Origin of the sequence: Mesorhizobium sp. M1E.F.Ca.ET.063.01.1.1, from assembly GCF_003998155.1 — a bacterium.
GTDB lineage: Bacteria > Pseudomonadota > Alphaproteobacteria > Rhizobiales > Rhizobiaceae > Mesorhizobium.
This window is the reverse complement of the sequence record NZ_RZSC01000436.1, coordinates 1-4,982: the sequence shown is the minus strand read 5'-3', so window position 1 is coordinate 4,982 and position 4,982 is coordinate 1. Positions and strand designations below refer to the sequence as shown.

Here is a 4,982-nt window from a genome sequence, read left to right as displayed (position 1 = left end):
CCAGCCCTTCGATGACGGCACGGACCACATTCGCATAGCGATGGCTGACCGACAGGCCGACGAATCCGGCACGGGCGTTGGCATTGACGAACGGTCCGCGCTCGCCGGCGTCCGAAATGTAGGGGTGATAGACCACCTGGCCGGGTTGGCTTGCGGCGAGCCACTGATCGATGCGGCCGACCAGTTCACTGTGATTGGCCTCGTGCCCGAATTCTTTCAGCACATCCGCCGCCAGGCCAAGGACCCAGTCGATGTTGAGCGAGGTCGCCATGTTGGTCTGCACCTGCGTCACCAGGCCCGGAATGGGCAGGGCAATGACGTAGCCCGAACCCTCCTTGTTGAGGTGGACCCCGTTCGTGGGCACGGCACGCATGTGGACGCCGGTCGAGCCGACGATCGAGCAGGCGACGTCTCCCTCGCCGCCGCAGACCCCGGCGCCGAGCGCGGTCATGACCATATCGACATAGCCGAGGCTGACGGGAGTACCCGCTTTCAGCCCCGTCTCGGCCGCCGCCTCGGCGGTAAGCGGATGGGTCGCCATCGTGCCGTCGACGATCTCCGGCAAGAGCTTGCGCCGCCGGGAAAGGCCGAGCGCCTCGATGACCGTGTCGTCGTAGCGGCGGGTACGGAAATTGCCGAAGGTGAAGCTCGCCTCCGAGGGGTCGGTGGCGCGCACACCGGTCAGGTTCAGATAGAGCCAGTCCTTGCAGTGCAGCGCGACTTCGGCATGGTCGAGAAGGTCGGGCGAGTAACTGTCCATATGGGCCATCTGACTGCCCTGCTGGCAGGTATTCAGCCCTGTTCCAGTCGCCTCGAAGCGGGCGCGGCTGAGCGGACCCGCGGCCAGGCGCTCGACAGTGGATGACGCGCGTGCGTCGAGCCAGAGCCATGCATCGGCGACCGGCTTGTTTTCACGACCGACGAGCCAGGTGCCGTCGCCCTGTCCGGTGACCGCGAGAGCGGCGGTGCGCGCGCCCAGGTTTTCAACCTTGTCGCCGAGCCCTCGAAGTGCCGCGGCGCAGTCGCGCCAGGTCTGGGGAAGCGACTGCGTCGCCGAGCCGTCGGCACCGGACGCGTATCGGTTCGGAACCGAAGCCGACGCAATCTGACGACCGCTCAGATCGAAGGCGACCGCCTTGATGACCGACGTGCCGGAATCGATGCCTACGATGACATCAGCGCCAGCCACGGACCGCTCCGCTTCCGCTGCCAACATGCCTGGACCGGCAACAGGGCAATGTCTGTTTCCTTCTCGTTTTCCGCCTGCGGCTCGCCGCGAATGCGTGGCCGCGCGAAGAAGCGCCGTTACGCGCTCTCTCGTGACGGCGCTCGCTTTTGCCGCATTCTAAATTATCATGGAAATAACACAATGGTTGATTTTTTTTGCAGACATCGAAAATTTTTTCAGATACGCTGATTTTAGCGAGAGCGAAAACAACGATCCGCCTCACATCGTCTTCGCCAAGCAAACGGGAGAGCGAACAGATAAGCGACCGGCCCCTTCTGACTTGGTTTCAGTTCGCGGCTCGGTATGAGATGGCGAAACGAAATCGCCACTAAATCAGATAGTTACTTGAAAGCATTTCGCAGCCGCGGCGTTTTCTTGCCGCGCCTGCGAAACGCATAGTCTCCCATGATCGGCCATGGCGGCAACTGCTGACGCAGGGTTTCCGCGGGAGGCGGCCTTTTGAGAATTGGCATGGCAGGAGGCTCTCCCGGCGGGTCAAAATCCGGACAAAAGGGAATTCCGATCTAACATGCTTGACGCAAAGATAACACTAATATAACAAATTGCCGGAAATGATGCGGCGGGAGGAAGACGCCGCATCGCGGGTCAAGGGTGGAGAAAATCGATGCAAGCAACCGACCTGAGGATGCCGTGTCATCGACAGGCGGCAGCATCGGGCCGCGCATCGGCCACCATTGCCACACCGGTCGGTGCCCGCCCTGTCTCTTCGCAAGCCGGGATCTGAACGATGAATGTCATGTCAGCCCAGACGCCGAAGGCCCCTGCTGCGTCGCGCCGCGGCCTGATGATTGCGATCGGTCTCGGTGTCGTGGTCCTTGCCGCGATCGCGCTCGACACAAAGGTCGTCCGGATCGGATCGTCCGCCGACGTCAGCCAGGAGGCGTTTTCGCCCGACCGGTTCGGCGAAAAGGAGTTTCCGCGCATCCAGGCATTCGTTGTCGAGCACGCCGTCGACGCCGCGACCTTCGGACCGGCGGTCATGGCCGACAAGAACGCAGCCGCCAAGCAGTATGGAACTGCCTCATCGACCGGCGCAATGATCTCGATCAGGCTGACGGCGGTGGCAGGCGAAGCGAAATCCGGCGTCTACGACCTCAAGGCCGACGGCGTGCCGGCCGACATCCACGTGCGGGTGCAGACCGGCCCGGCCATCAACGGGACCGACTTGCGCGACGCGCCGGGCGACATCGCCTTCGGCAAGTTCAAGAACCAGATCGAGTACCAGGACGCCGGCTCGGGCATCAACCGCGCCATGAAGAAGACGGTCCTTGATGGGATCGACACCGCGGCCCTCTCCGGCAAGACGCTGGAAGTCTTCGGCGTCTTCCGTCTCATCAACCCGAAGAACTGGCTGATCACGCCGGTGAAGGTCACCGTCAAATGAGCGACGTCGCGACCTCCCGGCCAGCCGGTGAAGTGGTTCTGGCGGCGCGCAACATCGCCAAATCCTACAACGGTGTGAAGGCGCTGAAGGGCGTCAACTTCGACATTCACCGCGGCCAGGTGACGACACTGTTCGGCGAGAACGGAGCCGGCAAGTCGACGCTGATGAAAATCCTCTCCGGTGTGGTGCAGCCGACGTCCGGCGAGGTCATTCTCGACGGCCGGCCCATCGTGTTTTCCTCTTCAACCGACGCGCGAAGCCACGGCATCTCGATCATTCATCAGGAGCTCAGCCTCGCGCCCAATCTGTCGGTCCGCGACAACATCTTCATGGGCCGCGAGATCAATGGTCCGACCGGCGTCGACTACGCCGAGGAGGAACGCCAGGTCCGCGAATTGCTGGCGGAACTCGAAGAGGATATCGATCCGCTCACCCTTGTTGAGGAACTGCGCCTCGGACAGCAGCAGATCGTCGAGATCGCCCGGGCGCTTTCGGTCGACAGCCGGATACTCATCATGGACGAGCCGACATCGGCGCTTTCCGCCACCGAGGTCGAGGTTCTTTTCAAGGTGATCCGCGACCTCACCGCCAGGGGCGTGTCGATCGTCTACATCTCGCACCATCTCGAGGAGGCCCTGCAGATCACCGATCACGCCGTGGTGCTGCGGGACGGCAACATGACCGCCTACGCGCCGCGCGCCGATATCGATCTGGAATGGATCGTGCGCAACATGGTCGGCGAGAACTATGATTTGGGCAATCCACCGACCGGCTACGATTTCGGCCCGGTCATGCTCTCGGTCCGCAACCTTACGGTGCCCGATCCGGCCGGAGGCGGCTACAACGTCGTCGACCGCATGTCGCTCGACGTCAGGGCCGGCGAGATAGTCTGCATCTATGGCCTGATGGGGGCCGGCAGGACGGAATTGCTCGAAGCCGTCGCCGGCAAGCTGAGCGCGACATCCGGCGAGATCGTGCTCGAAGGCAAGGAGATTTCCCACCTCGCCATCGGCGAGCGCATCGCCCGCGGCCTTGCGCTCGTGCCCGAGGACCGCCAGCGCTACGGGCTCGTCCAGACGATGTCGGTCGGGCAGAATCTTTCGCTCGCCTCGATCAAGGAGTTCACGCGCGGGGTCTTCACCTCCCTCAAGCTCGAGCGGGCATTGATCCAGAAATCGATCAGGAACGTGACCGTGAAGACCGACGGACCGGATGTGCCGATCGGGTCGTTGTCGGGCGGCAACCAGCAGAAGGTGGTCATCGGCAAGATGCTCGCCACCGATCCCAAGGTTATCCTGCTGGATGAACCCAGTCGCGGCATCGACATCGGCGCCAAGGCCGAGGTGTTCCGGATCCTGGCGGCCCACGCGGCGGCCGGGCAAGCCGTCGTCTACACGACCTCGGAAGTGAACGAGTGCCTGTCGATCGCCCACCGCATCATCATCATGCGGCGCGGCCGGATCTCTGCCGAGTTCACCTCGGACATCACCAAGGAAAAGATCATGGCCGCCTCGGGCGAGGCCGTGGCGGCCTGAGCGGAGCACGGGAACGAACAATGACGCAAACGAGCGCCAACCGCATCTCTTCCCCGGCCTCAGCCGTCAAGGGAACAACCAGCCTCATCAAGCTTTTGCTGAAGGGCCGCGCTTTCTTCGCGCTGATTGCCATCATCGTCGTCTTTTCGTTCCTCTCGCCGAACTACCTCACCGTCTCCAATCTGCTGATCATGTCCTCGCATGTGGCCATCTACGGCATACTCGCGATCGGCATGCTGGTGGTCATACTCAGCGGCGGCATCGACCTGTCGGTCGGCTCGATCCTGGCGCTGTGCGGCGTCGTCGCGGGCGCGCTGATGCAGGGCATAGAGCTGAAACCGCTTGGCGTCATCCTGTTTGCGCCGGTGTGGGCCGTGGTCGTGCTGACCTGCTCGCTCGGCGCCGTGCTCGGCGCGCTCAACGGCATCCTGATCGCCTGGTTCAGGGTACCCGCTTTCGTCACCACTCTGGGAGTCATGTACATGGCGCGCGGCGTCGCGCTGCTGATGACCAACGGCCTCACTTACAACAACCTCGCCGGCAGGCCGGAGCTCGGCAACACCGGCTTCGACTGGCTTGGCTTCAACCGGCTCTTCGGCGTGCCGATCAGCGTGGTGGTCCTGGCGGTCCTCGCCGTGCTGACCGGGCTGATGCTCAGCCGCTCCTCCTTCGGCCGCTGGCTCTACGCCTCTGGCGGCAACGAGAACGCGGCCGACCTGTCGGGCGTGCCGGTCAAGCGGGTCAAGATCACGGTCTACACGCTCTCCGGCATCCTGTCGGCGATCGCCGACAGGATGCCGGAGAGCGTGTAGAC

Annotated in this window: 3 protein-coding genes and 1 pseudogene; 3 read left to right on the top strand and 1 reads right to left on the bottom strand. The window is 63.3% G+C overall.

Features of this window, described 5'->3' with window-relative positions; translation table 11 throughout:
* A partial coding sequence (locus EOA29_RS24755) for an FGGY-family carbohydrate kinase (protein ID WP_245468529.1) occupies positions 1-1,189 on the bottom strand: 1,189 nt, incomplete at its 3' end.
* 787 nt (positions 1,190-1,976) lie between these two features.
* On the opposite strand from EOA29_RS24755, the gene EOA29_RS24750 reads away from it, so the two are divergent.
* The 3 genes and pseudogenes from EOA29_RS24750 to EOA29_RS24740 form a co-directional block, all read left to right on the top strand.
* Positions 1,977-2,633 (top strand): DUF2291 domain-containing protein, encoded by a 657-nt coding sequence (locus EOA29_RS24750; RefSeq protein WP_126092893.1) that lies wholly within the window; start codon positions 1,977-1,979, stop codon positions 2,631-2,633.
* Positions 2,630-4,168: a sugar ABC transporter ATP-binding protein gene (locus EOA29_RS24745; protein WP_126092892.1), complete on the top strand. Its 1,539-nt coding sequence runs from the start codon at positions 2,630-2,632 to the stop codon at positions 4,166-4,168. Before EOA29_RS24750 ends, EOA29_RS24745 begins: the two co-directional genes overlap by 4 nt.
* Before the next feature lie 20 nt (positions 4,169-4,188).
* A pseudogene (locus EOA29_RS24740) lies at positions 4,189-4,956 on the top strand (ABC transporter permease); the annotation flags it as partial.
* Positions 4,957-4,982: the final 26 nt, after the last annotated feature.

Coding starts and splice junctions, on each gene's coding strand:
- EOA29_RS24750 (WP_126092893.1), top strand. CDS start 1,977: ATGAATGTCATGTCAGCCCAGACGCCGAAGGCCCCTGCTGCGTCGCGC.
- EOA29_RS24745 (WP_126092892.1), top strand. CDS start 2,630: ATGAGCGACGTCGCGACCTCCCGGCCAGCCGGTGAAGTGGTTCTGGCG.